The sequence below is a fragment of the Paenibacillus sp. AK002 genome (assembly GCF_053903045.1).
Window position 1 is genome coordinate 3714304 of the sequence record NZ_CP096377.1, and the last position, 17138, is coordinate 3731441.

General features: G+C 46.3%; 17 protein-coding genes. 3 read left to right on the forward strand and 14 right to left on the reverse strand.

All coding sequences use genetic code 11. The features are described from left to right. Positions 1–114 precede the first annotated feature (114 nt). Positions 115–2946 carry a hypothetical protein gene (locus tag M1D70_RS16290; protein WP_456287315.1) on the reverse strand — a complete coding sequence of 944 codons (2832 nt, stop codon included), beginning with the start codon at positions 2944–2946 and terminating at the stop codon, positions 115–117. A 393-nt stretch (positions 2947–3339) separates the two neighbouring features. Here M1D70_RS16290 and M1D70_RS16295 point away from each other — a divergent pair, with 393 nt between their 5' ends. Together M1D70_RS16295 and M1D70_RS16300 are read left to right on the forward strand one after the other, a co-directional pair. After that, positions 3340–4296, forward strand: coding sequence for an ABC transporter ATP-binding protein (locus M1D70_RS16295; RefSeq protein ID WP_009590486.1), 957 nt, complete (start codon positions 3340–3342; stop codon positions 4294–4296). A 2-nt stretch (positions 4297–4298) separates the two neighbouring features. Then, positions 4299–5132 carry an ABC transporter permease gene (locus tag M1D70_RS16300; RefSeq protein WP_009590473.1) on the forward strand — a complete coding sequence of 278 codons (834 nt, stop codon included), beginning with the start codon at positions 4299–4301 and terminating at the stop codon, positions 5130–5132. 225 nt (positions 5133–5357) lie between these two features. Here the strand turns inward: M1D70_RS16300 and M1D70_RS16305 are convergent, their stop codons facing one another. The 7 genes from M1D70_RS16305 to M1D70_RS16335 form a co-directional block, all read right to left on the reverse strand. Next, a complete protein-coding gene (locus M1D70_RS16305) occupies positions 5358–6284 on the reverse strand; it encodes a DUF2268 domain-containing protein (RefSeq protein ID WP_456287316.1) in 927 nt (308 codons plus the stop codon). A gap of 261 nt (positions 6285–6545) precedes the next feature. Continuing rightward, a complete protein-coding gene (locus M1D70_RS16310; RefSeq protein WP_456287317.1) occupies positions 6546–7568 on the reverse strand; it encodes an alpha/beta fold hydrolase in 1023 nt (340 codons plus the stop codon). 264 nt (positions 7569–7832) lie between these two features. Beyond that, positions 7833–8243 (reverse strand): YkvA family protein, encoded by a 411-nt coding sequence (locus M1D70_RS16315; RefSeq protein WP_456290453.1) that lies wholly within the window; start codon positions 8241–8243, stop codon positions 7833–7835. A gap of 391 nt (positions 8244–8634) precedes the next feature. Then, entirely contained in the window at positions 8635–9093 is a 459-nt protein-coding gene (locus tag M1D70_RS16320; protein WP_456287318.1) for a DUF2269 family protein, read from the reverse strand. Positions 9094–9107: 14 nt separating this feature from the next. Next, positions 9108–9836, reverse strand: coding sequence for an NAD(P)-dependent oxidoreductase (locus M1D70_RS16325; RefSeq protein ID WP_456287319.1), 729 nt, complete (start codon positions 9834–9836; stop codon positions 9108–9110). A gap of 270 nt (positions 9837–10106) precedes the next feature. Next, complete coding sequence (locus M1D70_RS16330) at positions 10107–10439, reverse strand: winged helix-turn-helix transcriptional regulator (RefSeq protein WP_036671427.1); 333 nt, start codon at positions 10437–10439, stop codon at positions 10107–10109. Positions 10440–10636: 197 nt separating this feature from the next. After that, on the reverse strand, positions 10637–10954 hold the full coding sequence (locus M1D70_RS16335) for a helix-turn-helix transcriptional regulator (protein ID WP_456287320.1): 318 nt from the start codon (positions 10952–10954) through the stop codon (positions 10637–10639). A 126-nt stretch (positions 10955–11080) separates the two neighbouring features. On the opposite strand from M1D70_RS16335, the gene M1D70_RS16340 reads away from it, so the two are divergent. Beyond that, a complete protein-coding gene (locus tag M1D70_RS16340; RefSeq protein WP_456287321.1) occupies positions 11081–11296 on the forward strand; it encodes a helix-turn-helix domain-containing protein in 216 nt (71 codons plus the stop codon). 184 nt (positions 11297–11480) lie between these two features. Here the strand turns inward: M1D70_RS16340 and M1D70_RS16345 are convergent, their stop codons facing one another. The 6 genes from M1D70_RS16345 to M1D70_RS16370 form a co-directional block, all read right to left on the reverse strand. Continuing rightward, positions 11481–12485: a phytanoyl-CoA dioxygenase family protein gene (locus M1D70_RS16345; protein WP_456287322.1), complete on the reverse strand. Its 1005-nt coding sequence runs from the start codon at positions 12483–12485 to the stop codon at positions 11481–11483. A gap of 103 nt (positions 12486–12588) precedes the next feature. After that, entirely contained in the window at positions 12589–13482 is an 894-nt protein-coding gene (locus M1D70_RS16350; protein ID WP_009590500.1) for a helix-turn-helix domain-containing protein, read from the reverse strand. A gap of 295 nt (positions 13483–13777) precedes the next feature. Continuing rightward, complete coding sequence (locus M1D70_RS16355; RefSeq protein WP_139083887.1) at positions 13778–14074, reverse strand: hypothetical protein; 297 nt, start codon at positions 14072–14074, stop codon at positions 13778–13780. A 364-nt stretch (positions 14075–14438) separates the two neighbouring features. Further along, entirely contained in the window at positions 14439–14762 is a 324-nt protein-coding gene (locus tag M1D70_RS16360; protein ID WP_009590495.1) for a DUF1048 domain-containing protein, read from the reverse strand. Positions 14763–14771: 9 nt separating this feature from the next. Beyond that, the gene (locus M1D70_RS16365) at positions 14772–15119 is read right to left on the reverse strand and encodes a DUF1048 domain-containing protein (protein WP_456287323.1); all 348 of its coding nucleotides are present in this window, start codon (positions 15117–15119) and stop codon (positions 14772–14774) included. A gap of 728 nt (positions 15120–15847) precedes the next feature. Then, complete coding sequence (locus M1D70_RS16370; protein WP_456287324.1) at positions 15848–17110, reverse strand: FG-GAP-like repeat-containing protein; 1263 nt, start codon at positions 17108–17110, stop codon at positions 15848–15850. Positions 17111–17138 lie beyond the last annotated feature (28 nt).

Sequence of the window (17138 nt, forward strand, 5' to 3'; positions counted from 1 at the left end):
TCCGAAAACCCTTGAATATAGTGGGTTTTCGGAGTTTCTTTCATTAAATTCCCATTTGATCGTCCCCGGCAGCTAGCTCGTGATAACATCTCATTTTGCTATAACATACACGTTTTAAAAAGGGCCGGTTATTTTCACCTTGATTTTATTGGATTCAACCGTTACCCCGTTCAATGTAATTCGAATCGACAACTCGGCTTGCCCCGGATGCTTGGCGATAATCTTTCCTTTCGGGTCGATCTCCGCCTTGTCCGGACGGCTGCTCAAATACTCAATGGCTGCGCCGGATAACTCCTTAGTCGTTCTTCCTTTATCAAGGGATACTTTGTAGGAATAACCGACTTCATCTCCCGGGTGAAGCTGGAGCGATTCAGCCTCAAGCTGTACTTTGTCTAGCTGCACGACCAGATTCGGATCGCTATACTTCATCAGCTCGCTACCGTATTTGAAATATAAGTTGCCAAAATCGTCCTGGGCCAGTTTTTCCGCATTGCTCTCCAACAAGATGGACAGCGATTTGCTTGCAGCGTCAATCTTAAACATTTTGCTAGTGTACGTATGGTCAGCAACATATCCCGTATAAATGGTACCATACACATTGCCGTCGGTTCCAACGGTTAAGCGGGGATTGCTGTGTGCATAATCTGCTGCAGGGAACATATCTTCGCTGTAAATAATCTCTTGGCGCTCCGGATCATAGATAAACAGAGACCCTAGCGCCATTCCCCAAATGTTACCGTCCGGGCCCCATATCAAAGAGGTTACTGCTTTTTTGCCCGCAACAGGTATCTGTTCCATCTCTACTCGGCCGGATGCTGTATCGTAAATGGCAAGCTTCCCCTCTCCACCTGTCATCGAGCCGGTGGCCATAAACAACTTTCCATTTTTGTAAAGCAACGAATTGATCGAATGTCCGGATATAATGTCACGTTTCACATCAAACGTTCCGGTAACGGGATTGTAGACGGTAAGAGCCCCGCCTGTTTTGCCTGCGATTGGATAAGAACCGATATATAACAGGTTTTCTTCCTCGACCCCGAGCATGGCAACGGGCCGGTCCTGCTCTGAACCCAGCTGACCAAGCCGCAGCGGATTATTCGGTTCTGATGGGTCCGTTCGATTCCATGGTTTGGCTGGATCGTATTCAAAGATAGTCGCTCTAGGATAAACGCCGAGATACATTTTCCCGTTCAAGGAACCGAATCCTTCGACTTGGCCGATTTGAGGATAATGCTCGGTCTCGTTACGGGTTGGCGAGTAAATTCCCATTCCCCCTCCTGAAATGAAGCCAGAGGACAGTATCTGCCCGTCTGTGCTTTTCCCGATGTTAAACAATTCCACAAACTGTGCCGGAAATGGAAGCTCTGGCGTTTCAATCAAACCGGTTTCCAGATTGTAATAAAATGCTCTTCCGCCATTTCCGGCCAATCCGACTAATGTCCAGCCCGGATACTTTGCCTCGTCCAGCTGTACATAACCAAAAGCTACGCCTGCTCCTTTGACATCGACACCCAGCGAGCCGTAAACTCCCGTTCTCAAGTCGTATGAATAGAGAGACCATTGCTGCGTGCCACCTGGAAGGGTTTCGTAATAGGTGTAGAATACCTCTCCGCCGTCAGGCGATAACGGTGAAAATCCTCGTGCATTATAGGCTGTATTATTGTTAACGAGCCAGCTAGCGGTATCGGGATCATACACGAACATTACCGGTCCGGGATCCACGCGCACGAATAATTTACCTCCTGCATACTGGAGATCGTAAACCGAAGTCTTACCGTTAAATTCAGGATGATGAAGCGCAATCGACGTGCCGCTAGCAAGATCGTATTGATAAAGCTTAGCGACGTCGGCTCCCCCCACATAGATCATTTGACGATCGGAATCGTAAGCAAGGCTGCGGATATGAGCCTCTTTCGATGAAGTCTTGAAGGATTTAAGGATTCGAGTCTGGTCGGTAACGGGATCATATTCAAACAGCGATTGGGAATATCCTGTTCCTCCATACACTTTGCCATCTTCCCCGGCTACAAGCGTCCAGATGACGGTATCGGTAGGAACAGGTTTCCCGATGGCACGCAGCTTATCCTCTGCCGGATCATATTGAAACAACGTTCCGTTCGGCGTACTTCCGATGTATACCTTTCCGTCGGAGGCTGTCACAATCGCCCAAGCTGCCGAAACGTTGCTCCCGTCAAGCGCAACAAGTGGATGAGTGGATTTCACTTCTTTCGAAGCAACATCCATCACGATGAGTTGTGCCGGATCACCCTGTGCGACCGTAAACAAAGCATCCTGACCATTCCTATCTTTACCGAATGCAGCCGTCATTAAGGTTAAACTTGAAGATTGCGGTCCTAAATTCGTTAAGTACGGGAAGGAAGCCTGCGACTCCAATGTGACGCTGTCCACGAAATATCTGCCGGTTCGGTCACCATTAAAATCAAAGGCTACCCTGACCTCCGCTGCATTTTTCGGAGCAGAAGCAGCCACTCTTAAACTCTGCCATTTGCCCGATGGTTCACCGACCAGGCCACTCACTACGGAGACAAGCTTACCGCCTGCATCATAAAACCTGAGGTCTGCTTTGCCGCCTTGTCCTTCATCCGATAGCACGCTTGCTGTCATGATGACATTGCCGAATGGTTGGGCGGCATATGCATCGCTCACAACTCCGTAGCCTGCGCCGAGCGACAGGCGTTCCACTTGAAGACTTCGTTCCCCGTCTGTGTACACGGACTCACTTACTGTAATGACAGCAGCGTCTTCATCGGGCTGCCAGCCCGGCAAGCGTCCATCTTCTTCAGAATCCTCGAAGCCGCCGTTGATCATAACGTTTGTCAATCCTTCGTCTGCTGCATACGTGATCGACTTTGCCCACTCGATACTTGCGAACATCATGATGACTGTTAGGGCAGCGGCAATCCGGCTCCTCCACTTGCTTCTCACTAAACTCTCCCCTTTGCGAATAAATTTTTAAACGGATAGTAAACGCTTTCATTACGCTCTCATCTTAACATATCCCTTCATTCGTATACAAGTAAAATACATGTAAATAAAATTTTTACCGATAAACAAAAAAGCCGCTAAATTAGCGACTTTTCAATGGGGCCATGTTCTTGTCCGTCGACACACCTCTTGTTTTGCCTGCCATCTGTCCTCGGCATGCAATCTCCGTCCTGAGACGGAGACGAAAACCATTCTGCCGTCCCTCACTTCTTCTCAGAGCAATAAGTTATCGTTATATTAACGCCTGTTGATATACCGTTACACAGTCAACAAATTCTCTTTGAATTTAAACACGCAGCAGCAAAAACATAGTTCGAACTGAAAGGGGCAAGCATGATGAAGCTGATCTATCAATTAGAGCATGTGAATAAAACATACAAAAAAGGAAAGGTTGTCGCCAATCAAAACATAAGCTTCGACGTTCAACAAGGGGAAATTCTCGGTTTGCTCGGTCCGAATGGAGCGGGCAAATCCACGCTAATTAAGCAGATGGTAGGCCACCTTGCTCCCACCTCAGGTACGGTACGCTATAAAGAAACCATCGTGCAGACGCAAACAAAGCGAGTTGCCCAGGAGGTCGCCTACTACTCACAAGAGCCTCACGCCCTGACCAGTTTGAAAACCTGGGAAGCTCTGTATTTTACAGGAAGATTGCGTGGGTTGACGAAGGAGTCCGCCTTAAAGCAAACAGAGGAATTGTTGGAACGCTTTAGTATGCAAGACCTCCGTCACAAGCTGTTGAAAAACGTTTCCGGCGGACAAAAGCGTTTAATCGGGATCGGTACTTGCTTGATCGGCTTTTCCCCCGTCATGATCCTGGATGAACCGACAAATGAACTAGATCCTAAAAAGAGAAGGCTCGTATGGGATCTGATTCAGGAACGCAATCGCCAAGGAGTAACCGTAATCTTGGTAACACACAACGTGCTGGAGGCCGAACAGGTCGTGGATAGAGTTGCTGTCGTAAACCACGGCAAGCTATTGGCCATCGATCATGTCGGTGTCTTAAAACAAAGGGTCGATCAACGGATGAAGCTGGAAATTACGACTTCCTTTGGCGAAAGCGATTATGTTTGCCGAAGCTTAAGCGCTCTGGGGCAGTGGACCAAAACGGGAGAAAATCGAATCCGGACACTGATCGAGAAGCAAAACGCCAGCTACGCGATCGACTGCCTCACTGAGCTGCAATTACCGATTGAAGAATACTCGTTGGTCCCTCCGAATCTGGAAGATGTCTATTTTCATATTGATGACGATCAGGATAAGCCTGCCCAAGCGGAGGTGGTCTAACCATGGAAAAGATAAAACCATCCATGCAAAGCCATGACTTGCAGCTGCAAGAAGCCGTCTTTCTCCAAGGGCACGAACAGCAGAGCATAATCCAGCGCAGAATCACGGAATGGCTGATCTTAGCCCGCATTCAATTTACGATCATCCGCGAGGCATGGGTTTGGATTTTCATCATGGCATGCATGTTTCCGTTAACGACGCTGTTGTTTCTCAAATTCTTTACGGTCGACCCAACGCCGGCTGTCATGACACGTATTATTACGGGGAATATGCTATTCGGCTTAATCGTCATGGGACTCAATTCCATGGCTCAAGAGATATCCTGGCAGAAGCATCAAGGCCATTTCACGTACTATTCGTCTCTGCCGATCGCCAAGGTAAACTTCATCTTCGCTAATCTGCTGCGCGGCTTGATCATGTGCGTACCGTCTTTTATTATCCTGGCGATGATTGGTCAACTTGCTTACGGCATTCAATTTCACTACAGCTGGGGACTTGTACCTGTATTGCTGCTCACCGTCTTTAGCGTGGTTGGCGCGGGTGTACTGATCGGCTTCTGGTCACCTAGCCATCAATTGACCAACATGCTGGTCCAGGCGCTCATGATGTTCATCTCGTTTTTGACGCCTGTCATGGTGGATATGGATCAATTGCCTATGATCTTGCAATGGTTCTCTTACATCTTCCCAACCACTTACGCCGCTGAGGCCATGCGGGAGGTATTGATATCGGGCTGGTCCGGCTCTGTCGCCTGGAACACACTTGTTCTCTTGTTTTTCTCGCTGATCTCCATCGTATTGATCTTGAAAAAGGTTGATTGGCGTGTTGAGCAGTAAAGAAAAGTTCTCCTTGTTAACGGTCTTAACTAGCAACCTCGACGAAAATAGATAATCACGAGCAGAACAAAGTCGTTTTTTCAGGCGACTCTGGATACCAACTTGTACCAGTTAAAGCAAAAAAGCCGCTAAAATAGCGGCTTTTAATGGGAGCATGTCGTTGTCCCTCTGCCCCACACGTGGGCAATGTAAGTTCCAAATGGTATCTGTTATTTGAACGCGATCTTAAGAGCTGATCACCGTGTCTTCATTCCAAAATTCTTTTACTTCGTCTAATATTTCAGCGGCAGGCGTTATGGTGGCCTCGAAAATCGTTCTACCTGTTTTCCTTAAATAATATTGGATTAGATAATATCCGCACGCGTATCCGGCACTATAAGGCATGTTGACCGGTTTAAACTTTTGAAGTTTGGCGATCTCGTCACCATAAAGATACGTAGCGATATTATCAAAACCCGTTAAATGCAATTGCTCTTTAAGCACAGGCTTTATGCGCCTGTTCAGTGTTTCTGCGTCTGTTTTCGTTACCCAAGGGCCGAGCAATTCTTCTCCAAACATGAACGTAGCGTAGTTTTCGGCTAATCCTTCACTTACAATGAGCTCGCCCAAATGAACGGTGTGATCCCACTGAATAAATTGATATCGCACATTATGGTTGCACTCGTGCGCGAGCGCAGCCTTCATTCGAGGAATCGTGTAGGCATTGGGCAAGATTGTACCCCAGATATACCCGGGAATGCCCCCAAAGCCGCTATAACCTTCGTTTATGGTTAAGGCACGGCTTTCCGGATTCCCTAGTTGAATGGTAAATAAATATTCGGAAACAGGAAGGTTTATTTCATGTTCCATAAATTGTTGGAGGCTTTTCCTTACGGCGTGCTCACACTCTAACCAAAAAGAATCTGACGAAATCAGCTCTACCTCATGTGAAATCTGCGGGGTAATCTGATCAGGAGATCGATGCATTATGCTATTAAACGTAATAACGTCAAAACCGTTCGCTTCTTCCGCTCGAAAAGGGATCTGTTGAATTTGCCATTGTTTCATAAAGGGAGCCATCATTTCGTTTCTGAATAATTCAAGCTTTTCCTCGGGCGAAGCTTGGGCAACTTTTTGATAAATATGGTCTGAACGCAATGTTCTTATGTTCATTTCTATCACTCCTAGTTATGTATTCATAGAGAGACTTATGCACGGGCTACGATCGATTTCTAACCGTAATACATAAACATCATATTTGAATAGAAGACAACGAGGATATGCCGATTATAGATATATTCATTTATTACCTCTTCCTGCCCGTTTCTTCATTTGAAAAAGGGAGCAGCTGCTGGCGCAATCTGCTCCCTTTCATTCAACTCGTTCAAGTTCATTTTTGGTAATGCAATCGATCTACACCAAGATGTGATCTAATTATTTTATCCCGCCTGTAAAATCCCTTATTTTGTCCGAGATTTCTTTTGGATGAGAACGATATAAATAATGTCCCGCGTCCAATAAAACCATTTCGCCATGTACAGATTCCTCTAATTGCTTCTCATGCTCGGGGATCCATTGGTCCGTCACAGGGTGATTCGCTTGAACAAAGAAAAGAATAGGTAAATCGGGAGGAAAATTCATCTGTTCTGCTGCTTTAAAGTTGGAATACATGCTCACTGCCTCATTTAATTGCGTGTTGTTATACATGTTTTTGCGTATCATAATGTTCAATTGTTCTTTGGTTTGTTGATCATACGGCCGTCCTTCATAAGGGCCAGTGCTTAGTTTCAATTGTAACCGGGCGAAGCCCAAGTTGCGGAACCATTTAACCGGTTCTGTGTCTGACGAATCAATCTTCTGTTCGCTCAGTGACGGAACGCTGCTATCCAGCCCGATAAACGCACGCACTTCATCTGGATATTGGTTCACATAATCCAGACTATAGAGCCCCGAAATGGAATGAGCCATGAGGATATAACGATTGATTTGGAGACTTTGTAACGCTTCGTGAATTTCACTTACGATATTTGCAGTACTGCGCTCCTTCTGGGTTTGATCGCTCAAACCGTAACCAAATGGTTCAATCACGACGACTTTATAATAAGGGGTTAACTCTGATATGAGCGGCTTAAAATCAAGTGCAGGTGCCGCTGTTCCATAACCGGGAAGAATCACAATGGTTTCTTCACCTTGACCTTGAATGAAAACATTCATCTGTTTTCCATCTACAGCTACATGCTGACCGTATGGCTCCAATCTTTTTAGTTCTGCATGACTGCTGATTTTATTTACGGAATACACGGTGGCGATAAAAAGCAGGATGGCTATAACTACTGCGACGATTATTTTAAGCAAAATATGTAGTACTCTCTTTGTTTTTGTACTATTCCTTACTTCCTTTCCTGCTGGTTGCGTCAAACTCTTCAGCTCCTTCTTGTCTATCTGTACACTGGCCATGGGGTCCGCTAATGCAAGTCTAGCCAACCAAGATGTCCTCTCAATGAATGCAATATGAACGGAGCATGAACAAAGCTTTTTGGTAATCGACACCCGCTTTTGTCCTCAGCTAGGGACTAGATCTTGTATGGACAAAACAAAAAAAGCCGCTATTATAGCGACTTTTATCGGTATCTCGCAGGCATGATAAATAGCAAGTGAGCACTTGGCAGTAATCCGTAAACAGCGAGCCGATCAAAGGAGAAAAAAAGCAATTGAGAGCAGTTATAACCTACCGTAAGTGAAAAATTTATAGCAGATGCTTCCGACCCATACGGCGATTAATACCCATTTCAAAATGAATAACGCGCCGGTCACCCAGTTTTTCGGTTTTCCCTGCTTCCTGATCTCCTCCGCTTTAGCTCTACATTCATCAATAACCGATTGTGGAATCATTTTAAGGGCGATCGTAATTCCTAAAGGCACGATAATCAAATCATCAAGATAACCTAAAACGGGTATGAAATCCGGTATCAAATCGATCGGACTGAAAGCATAGGCAACCACTAACACCGCAAACAACTTTGCGTACCAAGGTACTCTTGGATCTTTATAGGCCAGGAACAAAACAAAAACATTCCGTTTAATTTCTCTTGCCTTATTCTTCGCTTTTGTTAGAACCTTCGCTTCTCCCATAAAGACCTCCAAAATCATTTGCTATCTCCCCTGGCGCCGCTCGTTAACGGAACAAGGTGTTCTTTAGTTCAGACTATCAGTGAGTTTTGGCTTCATTTAAAAAGTTGGCACCCGCCCACTCCCCCTCAAACTTAAACGACTCATACACAACCTCACGGTCCTTAGGCGGTTCATCTATCCAATGTAGCAGCGTGCGAATGATTGCTTCTTTTTCTGGGAAGTGGTGAAGAAAGACATCAGACTGCTCGTGAAGTCGTGTCGTCCAAATCTGAGAACGCACCATCACCTTTAAACTCCCTATTCCAATCACCGCCTTTTCTCTTAGCCCAGCATTTTCCTAATTATATCACCAAAATCATGCGGCTATAAAAGTAGACGCTCCATCGGCTTTTTAAAAAGGCTTTACGACCATAAGCACCAATATGGCAATCATCATGAGCTGTGCTGCCGTCTCGATGGGTACGATCTTTTTGATCAGCAGTCCGAACTCGGCGGGTATTTCATTACTCTGGCCTTGATTTTCAGATATGAGCTTGATGATCTTTTTCAAACGCGGCTCGATCCATCCGTCGATGAGGACGATCATGAGGAGCGATAAAAGGATGGACGCATTCAGCCACATTTGGGATATCCCCATCTTGGTTATGATCATAAGCCAAACACCGGTTATAATAAGTAGAATTCCGCCCATTTTAGGTATGATGGCAAGTTTGGTCGTTATACCAAAAGTAAAGTGCAGCTGGCCAACGGTTCTAGCGGATCTTCGAATGATGGGCATCACGAAAGCTGGGCCAATGATGGCGATCGAAGCCAATATATGCAAAACGAGCAGTAATCCAAACAAACCCATGCTCCCCCTTCTCCTCAGCGCACCGAAATCTTGCTTTGATAGGCTAGCCCGACCCTTTTCCTTTTAAATGCTCCTCCGAGCTCAAGATGGTTGAGCATACACATTACAACATCGTCATAAGCAACATTGAGCTCTTGAAATCGGCTGAACAAATGACCGGCTATTTCTGCCTCGGAATATTCCTTGATCGTCTCCGACATCGGAACGGGCAAGGTTTCCGTTGTTACATGTAGATGAACCGGTTCGGGATGCTCTCTTGAATCCATCATGGTTCCCGGACACATCATGGACCAATCGAGCCCAGTCCGTTGCAGCCTTTCGAAATTCAGGTTGTGATTTATATACTCGGGCGGGAAGCCGGGTAAATGGTTGCCGATCAGATTGGTATATGGAATATCCAGCAGACCGGCTCCTCCCATGACCCATACCCGCCCAGAGAAACTAGGCTCCAATTCACATTGGCTTATAATGTTATCGACGATACCAACAAACTCTTCCCCCTGGCCCGCATGACCAGCCGCAATAATAGCGGCGTCTTGATGCGCAAGCGCCTCACTGACGCTCACTGGGTTCAACATATCGTCCACGATCACCTTCACATGCTTTGCGGAATGCTGACCTAGTTGATCATATAGCTTCTCAGAATTCCTCACAAACGCGGTCATTTTGTGTCCCAATTTTATTCCTTGTGCCAGCACTCTTTTCCCCGTATTCCCCGTCGCTCCAAAAACAATAATGTTCATTGTTCTTTCCTCCTCTTTAACAGCTCCAATATTGGGTTAACTCAAGCTTAGCATCGCTTCAAAATGATGTTAAGAACCCACTTTAAAGTAGGGTACTTACTTAAAAGTAAGCTTTACAGAAAGGGATAACATATTGTGCGCAGAGGTTGGGAGGAAAGGAAAATTCTTGTGGCAGATTGTGCGACTGTAGACGAACAAAAGCTGCCCGGAATTCCGTGGCAGCTTTTGTTATGGGTTGACTGAATTAGATTCAATTTCAATAAATCAGCTTTATGACGCTGGCTCTTCATATTTACGCTTATTATGATTTTCTCCCCAAGCACACATGACTTCCGCTACAGGAATCAATGTTCTGCCGTATTCACTAAGGGAATATTCTACTTTTGGAGGGATAGCAGGGTAGACCGTTCGATCAACTATGCCTTCATGTTCTAAATCTCGGAGATGTTGGGAAAGCATTTTCTGTGAAACATCAGGTATAAGCTTTTCCAGATCGTTGAAGCGCTTTTTGGATTCAATCAAATGCCATAAAATCAAGGGCTTCCATTTGCCGCCTAAAACATGCAGGAGTGTTTCGACTGGACATTCACGCTGATGAATCATGGATCAATCATCCCCCTTACTTTTGAGTACATGTATTAACCGATATTAATATAACAAAATTTTACAATAGGGATGCTATCAAGTCAATCAGAAACCATTCTAATCGCCGATTCATCTTTAGCTTAAATGCCTCGGACTTGCCCATCACTACAATGAAAAACAGCCCATCGTTTCGACCAGCCGCTACATTGGTTTATTCAGTAATTGTTTTTCCCATTAGCAGAATGTTCTGCCTCTTGGGACATCTTGCGGCATAAATTTCGGACATCTTCTGGCATCATGTTATAAAACTTGTTCAACGCCGTAAAAAACTCTGTTTTATATTGAAAATCAATATTATGGCGCAAGGCGTAAACGGCAAAGAAAATGGCTGCAGCTTCGTCATCGGTAAATGAAATGGATGGCAGATTCGCCTCCCCCAATACGTGAAAACCGCCTTGAGGTCCGAATTCCGAGTATAAAGGAACGCCCAACTCGCTTAATTCCTGAAGATTCCGCATGATCGTCCACACCATCAGATTAGTAAATACTATGATCAGTTCCTGAACCTCAGAAATGAAGTTTTCAGTTCTCCTTCTACTTGGTTTACCGTCGAGTTTTTGGCGGACAAGATGAATATGAGTCGGTCGTATTTCCAGCATATGTACAAACAAATCTTTGGCATATCGGTAATTAACGATATCATCCTTAACAGACTAGGATACGCCTCCTATTTACTGAAAAACACATCGTATGCGATCAGCCATATTTCTGGAATATGCGGTTATGAGAACGATGTACATTTTATGCGGCAATTCAAAAAATACGTAGGACTAACTCCGAGTGAATACAGAGGAAGGGCTGATGGTAGGCAATAATTCTATTTTCTCTCCTCATTACTTCAGAAAAGTAATCAACCTGCGCGTATTGTGACTCGATGCAGACAGAAACGGACTAGCGTATGGTCTAACGCTAGTCCGTTTCTGTCTGCAAAAAATGAGTCCCTCCGCTCAATGATTGAACGGAGGGACTCTTCCTCTTATGCAATTTCCAACGCTAGTCCTATTCTCTTTTCTCTTGTACGACCGGCAGCATCATGCCGTCATCCATACCCATCAACGTCACGCTGGATGATTCGGGTATCTCATCGTGCTGCGTAATATCTACCGGGGTATCAAATATCGGTTCCGCATAAGCAAGATGCGTCCGGCCGCGGGCCAATATCTGGCGGTAATTCCCGCTTTCGCCTTCATAACCGTCATGGTCCCACGGAACGAACGACCGAGCGTTACAATAATGGCACACATAGGAGCGGCGATAACGGTCCTTCGTTCGGTTCCGATATGAACGATGGAATAAATGGGAATCAAAGAATAGCACATCTCCAGGCTTCATTCGCACTGGAATGGGAGCCGGATAATTGGACACCACTTTGGATAACGTGTTGACCTCATCGTCGAGATGACTGACATTCTCCACGGAATGGAGATCGGTGAATGCTTCTTTAGCATGAACACTGCCGCCGTTATCCCCTGGTGGTGGGTAGATCGGTTCGTGATTGGAACCGGGAACGACCCACAAGCACCCATTCTCTTCATCGGCATCCTCCAGGGCAATCCAGGCTCCGATTAATGTGTCGGGGTGGGTCTTGATGTAATAAGCATCCTGATGCCAACCTTGCCCCCCTTTTCCCGGCGGGTTAAAGAACATCATCGATTGCAGAGCATAGACATCGGGCCCAATAAGCGCCTCAAGCACATCCAAAATCCGGGGATGAAGCATCAGCTGCTCCCCTTCCGGATGGACGCGAGAGAACATATGAACCCTCGTTTTCTCGGCAAACTCCGATTTGAGAGGATCCTTATCTTCCTTAGATGCCTCTTCACGTTTCCCCTCATGTTCAATCCGCAGTCTCTCTGCCCACGCTGCGTATTGTTCTATTTCTTTCGCATCCAACAGTCCTTCAACAATAAGGTAACCATCCCTGTGATAGTGCTTGTATTGCTCTACCGTTACATAAAAACGGCCTTCTCTTAGTTTGGCCTTAGGTACATAAGTCTGTCCCATGCTGATCCCTCCACATGAATTGATTATCTTAAGTGTGAAGGATTCCGAAAGCGTTCTCAATGGAGAGGACACGGAAAACGGTGGACTGATTTGATATCCGTTATCATGTCCGCTCCTGATTCAGAGCGACAAAATGCCGGTTCAAGGGATAAGCGGACTCCTCCTCTTCGGTCATGGCCAAATGACGAAATAACGGATCCGCAAATCGATCGCGGAATTCCACGGCAGTGACGCCACGTGTCCGTTTGAACATGCGTGAGAAATAGTGCTCATCGGCAAACCCGACATCGTAAGCGATTTGTTTGATCGTTCGCTCCGCTTGGATTAATAGCTGTTCCGCTCTCCGTAGACGGCGTTCCATCAAGGCCTTCTGGGGAGGGATCCCAATCCAGCGGACAAACATTCGGGTAAAGTGCTCATGAGTCCAGCCGGAACTGCCGGCAATCTCTTCAATGGTAATCTGGTGATGAAGATGTTGTTCCATATAATCCAATGCCTTGATAATCGGGGCAGGCAGGTTCATCGAAGAGCGCGAATCGTCTTCATCGATCGCCTGCCATTCCTCCAGAACGCTCAGCAGCAAAATGGCTCCTCTTCTTTGCCAGCCGCGGGGTTTTACATGCACAATTTTGAGCATTTGTTTCAACAGGGAGGGAACAAGACTTCCCCCGGCAATCACCGACCAGTCCTGGCATTCCCCTCGGCTATCGTCTTGTCTGCAGAAGGTTTCCCGGAACGCTGCATATTCGAAGTGGACATATAAATGCCTGGTGGGAACGAGCGGATCAAACCGGTACCTATGCGGCTCTCCGGGACAGGTGAATACAATGCCGGGCCGATCCAGCAGAAATTCGCCCCGGTCGTTTTCGTAAACGGTTCGGGAACCCGTCGGAAAGAATACCAATTCGAAATCATCAATCGTTCGCACCCCCAGAACGGATCCCTTGTTGACGGTGATATCCCCCATGACATGAAGCGCGGGCAGCGTTAGCGACAATGTATAACCTCCAATCCTTCCGTTTGTTCTAAATAATATGACGCAGGGCACAAGTTATAAGTTCCATTTGAAATGGTTTCAATTATATGCTATACCACTTAACTCGTAAGAGTAAGGAAGTAACTGTCGTAGAATATATTTCTCTAATCGGTAAAAAGGAACTCCCTTATCGGCGATCGGGACAAGAACTTGTAACGATCAAACAAAAAAGCCGCTAATATAGCGACTTACAATGAATTATTTTGTTTCAAACAATAGAAGGCTCAGCTGCTTCGTGTTTTATTGAACTTGATAACTAAACAAGAAAATCATCGGGCTCGGAAATCTCATGTTCCAATATCGAGTGCCATATTGGTTTAAGTCTCCAAACCACATACTCTTCATCAATATCAACTTCTTGTAAGCCTCTCATGCTATTAATATCTCCGCTTTCTAAAATTATATTTGCAGGTAAGCTAAAAATGAAGGTGGCAATTGTCTGATCTTGATAGATGATATTAGTAGTTACTTTCTTTACGCTTAAATCTACACTCGTAAATACAGCTTTCAAATTTAGCGGTACAAATTCTGTGTATCCTAATGTTCTAGTCATCTTAAATCCCACTCCCTTCATCTTACCATGCCTTGTCTTGGAAAGTGACAAACCATGCCTCTACTCAAGAAGACTAGAAAACCATGAACTCAAAGGGTGTCAGATTCCCCGCAATCACTTAGTCAGGCAAGTTTCCAGACCGCGTCCCTACGGGTACACCTCCCTGCCGAGAATCATATGGACGATCTTTTTGCCAGTATGACGACATGGACTCAAGAAGGGACAAAAAGCGAGAGGAGCTAGCATTGGCCAGCTCCCTTCGTTATTTGAGCACTTGTATACTTCTAACAAATAAAGCCGACTATCATTCGAATCTCAAAGTCACCTGTATCCCACTTTTACTTCGTTTTATCCGTAACCCTTTTCATGCCTTGTTACCTTTTTGGTCTAATGATTCTTGATAGATATCAGCGTAAGTTTTTGAATCTTTAATAAGATCGTCGCAGAAAGCCGCTACGTCACTGCCCGTTACTTCGAGAACGCCTTTTCCCACGGCCGCGCCCTCTTCAAAAAGATCGATAATCCCCGAGAGTATCCCCGTCCCGTCGGTTAGTTCGACAGGGCCGACCTTAAAGAGATATTTTTGAATCTCCTTATAAACAATCTGATAATCTTGCGGGAGCGCTTTGACACGCGCCACGTGCGCTCGCCACTCTTTTTTGCCTTCGATGATATCTTGTATTCTCATTTTATCCTCCTATTCACCTAATTTTTTAGCGATATTATTGTTGAGCTGCTCGCGCCACTTGTCGCGAAAAGATTTTGCACCTTCTTCGCCGGCCAACGCTGAACAGAAGCCTTTGATATCGTTACCCAAAACCTCTTGGACATTCTGACCTTCCGCAGCCGATTCTTCGAGCAGGCCAAGCACACCGTCAAGAATCGGCATGAGGTTGCGACCGGTGAAATCGGAGTGCGGCCAAAGATTGGCATTAATTTCTTTCCATGCCGCTTGATAATCAGCTGGCAGCTTTTTGGCTCGTGATTCAAAAGTTTTAAATTGTTTAGTCATGTCGCTGCCGGTGATTTTTTCCCAAAAATTCATTATTTTTCTCCTTTAACTCGTTATTTTTTGATGATACGGACTCCATTGTTCCCAGAACCCACGCAGCACCTCGCTCCCCACGCGTTAATCGCGAAAAACTTTCGCGGCGTTCCCTTATTGGCCGTCTTCTTGGTGATACTTCACCAATTTATTTATTCTAGCGGCTTATAAATTCAAATACACAGCCCTCAAGCTGCCTTTACTATTCTGTATCACAGGTATGAAGTATTACTTATTACGTCTATAAAGTAACACGTAGTAGATGGTTTGTCAATTCCATTTCCTCTGACACGGATATTACAATTTCAAAGATCCTGCCCGTTTAGAAATAGGCTTCTCGCATACCATCATCACGACTCTGTTCGCACTCTTCTGGAAAATGGGGGCGGCTCGGAAACGGTATAATTTCCCCACTCTCCCCTGTCATCGCAATGTCGGACATGATATTTAGGGCCTTGCCGTAACTCAATGACAAGAAACTTATACACGTATAACAAAAAAGCCGCATATGATGCGACTTCATTTCAAAGTAATCAAGTTTTTATCGTCCGACACAAGTTCTCCTTGCCCTTATCGCCACCGTTCTGAATATTTGTGATCTGTCACATACTGTTTTTCCCTTGCTGGTCTCTTCGCCGTCGACGTTGCGAAGGATTTTCCATCATGTTTTCGATCAGGAGTCATATCATGTAGGTCCGCTCTATTCGCTCAGGTAAATAGCTTGCAAATTAGAACAGAGGAACTTCCCCGCCCGGATACAATGTCGAGTTGGACAAGCGTTTCGGCTGCGGCTGCGGAATACCCGAAGGGAGCTCGCTCAGATCAGCAGGTTTGCTCGAAAATATGGACGCTGTTTCGCTGTTGTAAATAATGACTTGCTCCGTACCGCTGCCCCATAGGTCGGCATGGACGGCATAACCCTCGGAAGGAAACTCCACGACGGCGTTCATATGACCGTCATACAATGTTGGGAAGATGCCCCCACCGCGACGGTATGCCAAAATATAGTCTGGGGCGCCTTCTGCCCACCCGCTCAAGGGCTCGATGATCGTAAGCCAGCCGGGTGTCTTACGGTCTTCTTTCCACACCCCTTGTCCGCTGCTGTCCAGCAGGAACAAGGCGTCCTTGCCAATTAAGCCCTTACCGTCGTCCTCTCTCACGAGTCGATCCAGTCCGGCAATTTGCATTCCCGGCAAGTCGCTTCGGAAGCGCCCTAGAGCTAAATGCTGTGACTCGATTGAGCCTTCGTAGCGCCATAATTCCTTGCCGTAACGGTCATACATGACCGTTACGCTGCCTCCGATTACAAGCTCCGGCTCTCCGTCGCCATTTACATCACCGATCCAAATGCAATCGGCGTGATCATCCAATTCACGGCAGCTCCATAACGGCGTGCCGTCATGGTCCAGCAGCGTATAACCGGCCATCACTTCATCGTATCCATCACCGTCCAGATCATATGCCCAAGGGAAGTGGCCAGGGTTGCCCTCGTGCGTCCAGAGCAAATTGAAGTTCCGGTCCATTGCCCACATGCGGTGATAACGATCCTTTAGAATGAAATCTCGTCCATGCGGGCCGCCCGTCAAATTTGCAATGATTATGCAGTCGTGCGCCTCAGGGTCCGGGAGCTCATGGGAAGACCTAACGCTTCCGTCGTGCCCGTTGATGACGATGAGCCGGCTGTCCATAACACACAGCACCTCCAAACGGCCGTCTCCGTCGATATCGACAATTTGTGCGGGATAATCCGAGCCATGACTGCCTGCTCCTGGATCCGGCTTTCCCGTCTGCCAGAGCAGATTCCCCTCCAGATCGAACGCAGTGAGGCACTGCACTTGATGGGGAATATAACGAACGTCCTGGCGGTTGTCGGGCTGCACGAGCAGCATCTCCATCCGGCCATCTCCGTTTAAGTCGCCGAGCAGCATTTTACAGCGTGGACCTGCCGCCCGTATATCCAGCATGCCGATGAGCAAAGGTTCTTTTGTCATCACTTGGTTCATCCGATATCCCTCCATT